The sequence below is a fragment of the Rhodopseudomonas sp. BR0C11 genome, assembly GCF_010820945.1.
In the GTDB taxonomy this organism is placed as follows: Bacteria; Pseudomonadota; Alphaproteobacteria; order Rhizobiales; family Xanthobacteraceae; genus Rhodopseudomonas; species Rhodopseudomonas palustris_H.
This window is the reverse complement of record NZ_QTKI01000445.1, coordinates 1-3711: the sequence shown is the minus strand read 5'-3', so window position 1 is coordinate 3711 and position 3711 is coordinate 1. Positions and strand designations below refer to the sequence as shown.

Sequence of the window (3711 nt, the reverse complement as noted above, 5' to 3'; positions counted from 1 at the left end):
CCAGCAGGCGAGCCGCATCGACCGGGCCGGGCATGGTGACGCGACCTTTCGGAATCCGCTTGAAGCCGACCCGGCTGTAATACGGCTCGTCGCCGACCAGCACGATCAGCTTGTGGCCCTGGGCGCGGGCATCCGAGATCGCGCGGTCGAGCAGCAGCCGGCCGACGCCGCGCGACCGGAATGGCGGCTCCACCGTCAGCGGCCCCAGCAGCAGCGCCGGTGTATCGCCGACCAGGATCGGCAACTGCCGCACCGAGCCGACCAGCAGCGTGCCGATCCAGGCGGTGAACGACAGCTCCGGGAGATGATCGACATGCTCGCGCAACCGATAGGCACTGAGCACGAAGCGGCCGGGCCCGAAGGTGCGCTCGTGCAGCCGCTCGATGGCCTGCGCGTCGTTCGGGGATTCGGGCAGAATGGTGAGTTTCAGATCGGACATGGCGGAGGCGAGATAGCACCGCCTCCGCATCAGGTCCATTGCCAGGCTAGACCCGCTCGGGGATGCCGCCCCTCACCTTGGCACCGTCCGAGCCACCGGACGGCGCATCTTCATCTCCGGCCGACCGCTGGGCGGCGCCCTTGGCGCGCGCCACATATACGGTCTGCGAGCCGGCTGCAAAGCCCGTACCGGCCGCTTCGACCAGCTCCAGGATTTTCAGCATCAGATCTTCCTGCACTTCCAGGAAGGTGTCGCCATCCACCGCATGCACATAGGCGAAGATCTCGACCTTGAGGGCGGCCGGCGCCAGCCCGATCAGCCGCACCCGGGCCGGGTCGTTGTCGACGTCCGGATGGTCGAGCAGCATCTCCCGCAGCGAAGCCAGCAGCGTCCGGATCTGATCGGAGGAAGTCTCGTAACGAAGCTCCAGAATCGGGTGGAACCAGAACTTGTCGCGGCGGCTGAAATTCTCGATCTGCAGCGCCGCAAGCGCGCCGTTCGGCACCGTCACCACGGTGCGATCGAGGGTGCGGATGCGGGTCGAGCGCATCCCGATGTCTTCGATGGTGCCGGAGGTGTCGCCGAACTTGCAGAAATCGCCGACCCGCATCGGCTGGTCGGTGACCAGCGTCAGGCTGCCGACCAGATGCTCGATGGTCTTCTGCGCGCCCAGAGCGATCGCGATACCGCCGATACCGAGGGCGGCGAGGCCGGCGGTGACGTTGTAGCCGAGGGCGTTGAAGCCGACGATGATCGCAAACGCGATGATGACGAACTTGACGCTGCGGCGGATGAAGGTGACCGCCGACAGCATCGACAGCCGGCCGCGCAACGTCATGCGATCGATCGCGAACGCCGCCAGCGAATCCACGACACGCCAAATGATCCACGACAGCGCGACCCAGCCAAGCAGTTCGATGGCGCCGGACAAATGCTGCCGCGCCACGATGGCGACGCCGGCGAGTGACATCGCGATCCGCAGCGCCCAGGCGGTAAGCAACAGCCGCACCGGCAGCGCCGAGGCTTCCAGCACACGCCTGATCCGCGAGTCGCCGGTCGAGCGACGCAACTTGAGGATGATGAAGCCGATTGCGCCGGTGATCAGCCAGACCGCGCCGAAGCACACGAACGCGAGCACGACCACCGCGATCCAGTGGCCGATCGGCACACCGGCGAAGCGGTATTCGTCGCGCAGCGCATAGGGCAGCAGCTTGTCGACCGAGCTCGACACCACCGTGCGCGACAGCTCGGGCAGTTCGGCCACCGTGCGGGCGGAGACCAGCCAGATCTTGACGCCGTCCTTGCCCTCGACGCGCTGCGCGATCAGGTCGACCGTGCCGTGGTCGGTGCGGACCATGCCGAACTTCTCTTGCTCGGGCGGCAGACTGTCGTCCTGGTCGCCCTGCGGTTCGGTGCTCAGCCGCAGCCGCGAATACACCACGCCGCCGCGGTCGAGGATGCGCTGAAGCTGCTGCGCGACGCTCGGGCCCCAGGCGTCTTTCTCCTGGCTGAGGTCGAGATACATCGCGGCGCGTTCGTAGTTCTGCTCCGCCGCGGCGGCGATGAAGCCTGCCACCATGCCGGCCGGCGTCTCGCGGCCAAGCGGGTCGGTCGGCGCCGCGGGTTGCGCGGGTGCCGCACCATTGCCGTTGGTGCCGGGGATCTGGGCGAAGGCAGAACTCGCGACCACAAGAGTCATGGTCGCGACGAGGATCAGGGCTCGAAACAACGCGCGTGCAGATGACGTCAAAATCGCTCCTCTTGAACGGACAGGCGCGGAATCGGGACGAATCGTCCACTTGGGCTCCACCGTCTCCGGCGCCCCGCGATCCCAGCGCAAAATGCTTCGGCCGCACCGATAGTCAGGAAATGGGCCATCTCTGTGGTCGCGCGTGACCAGCAACACGAGGGAACCCGGATGGTCAAGTTGGGGCCGACGCCCAGCGCTTTGGCAATTTTACCGCCAAGTCGCGATCGGCGGCCGGCCCTCGAGCACTTCGGCGATCCGCAGCCGGGTCCCGGGCGTCGTTTCGGCCGGCAGCGCGTCGGCGGCGAAGAAGCCGCTGGCGATGATCTCGTGGTTCGGCTCCGGGGGCCGATCTTGTTGGTATTGACGCACCACATAGACGGCAACGTGGTCGCGCGGCGAGACATGGCTGTTGAAGAAAATGCCGTGCAGCGCCGGCGCCCCGGTAAGCGCGATGCGGCCCTCCTCCATCAGCTCGCGGGTGAGCGCATCGACGAAGCTCTCGCCGACCTCGACTCCGCCGCCCGGCAGATGCCAGCCGCCGACATAAGAGTGCTGGATCAGGAACACCCGGTCCTCAGCATCGAGCACCACGCCACGCGCACCCAGCGTCATCCCGCGGGCGAACCGCCAATACAGATGAAACATCCGGGTCAGCACCGGCTCGAATTTCAAACGCAGATTCTGAACAGCGGTCACCGCCGGTGCCCCTCGCGCCAAGGCGCAGCGGAGGCTTGCGCCGGTCCGGCCAACTTGCCAAAACCGCAGAGGTTTTCACAGGCGGCGGTTCGCGACCGGCTCGCAAGCGCGCGGCGTCGCGACAGGATCGGGCGATGACCGTATTCACTCTGGCGCATCTGTCCGACCCGCATCTGCCGCTGCCGCCGAAAACCAGCCTGCGCCACCTCGCCTCCAAGCGTGCTCTCGGCTACCTGAACTGGCGGCGCAACCGCCATCTGATCCACCGCCGCGACATCCTTGATACGCTGGTCGCCGACCTGCAAGCGCAGCAGCCCGACCACATCGCGGTCACCGGCGACCTCGTCAATATCGCTCTCGTCAACGAATTCGCACCGGCGCGGCAATGGCTGGAGAGCGTCGGCCCGGCTGACCGCGTCAGCCTGGTGCCGGGCAATCACGACGCCTACGTCCGCTCCACCGCGCACCGCTTCGCCGAGACGTTTCCGGACTACATCAGCGGCGACGATGCGCCCCCGGGCTTTCCATATCTGCGCCGGCGCGAGGCGATCGCGATCATCGGGGTGTCGAGCGCGGTGCCAACCGCGCCGCTGCGCGCCACCGGCTGGCTCGGTGCACCCCAGCGGGCCGCGCTGGAGGCGCTGCTGCAGGGTCTTGCCGGCGAGCGGGTGTTCAAGGTGCTGCTGATCCATCATCCGCTGCAGTCGCGGTCGCGGCACAAGCGGCTGACCGACGCCGCCGAGCTGATCGCGCTGCTGCAGCGGCATCCGGTCGATCTGGTTCTGCATGGGCATGATCACGTCCACGCCACGGTCCTGATCGACAC

General features: G+C 67.2%; 4 protein-coding genes. 1 reads left to right on the top strand and 3 read right to left on the bottom strand.

Features of this window, described 5'->3' with window-relative positions; genetic code table 11:
* The 3 genes from DYI24_RS23090 to DYI24_RS23080 all read right to left on the bottom strand — a co-directional run.
* A partial coding sequence (locus DYI24_RS23090) for a GNAT family N-acetyltransferase (RefSeq protein WP_164573993.1) occupies positions 1–439 on the bottom strand: 439 nt, incomplete at its 3' end.
* Positions 440–485: 46 nt separating this feature from the next.
* Positions 486–2138, bottom strand: a complete 1653-nt coding sequence (locus tag DYI24_RS23085) for a mechanosensitive ion channel family protein (RefSeq protein ID WP_502706367.1) — start codon at positions 2136–2138, stop codon at positions 486–488.
* A gap of 258 nt (positions 2139–2396) precedes the next feature.
* Positions 2397–2885, bottom strand: a complete 489-nt coding sequence (locus tag DYI24_RS23080) for an NUDIX domain-containing protein (RefSeq protein ID WP_164573991.1) — start codon at positions 2883–2885, stop codon at positions 2397–2399.
* A gap of 134 nt (positions 2886–3019) precedes the next feature.
* Between DYI24_RS23080 and DYI24_RS23075 the strand changes: the two genes are divergently transcribed.
* Positions 3020–3711, top strand: a 692-nt coding sequence (locus DYI24_RS23075) for a metallophosphoesterase family protein (RefSeq protein ID WP_164573990.1), incomplete at its 3' end; no start/stop codon positions are given.

What these genes read in the sequence shown, in the direction of transcription:
- DYI24_RS23085 (WP_502706367.1), bottom strand. Translation starts at nt 2,138, where the DNA reads ATGACTCTTGTGGTCGCGAGTTCTGCCTTCGCCCAGATCCCCGGCACC.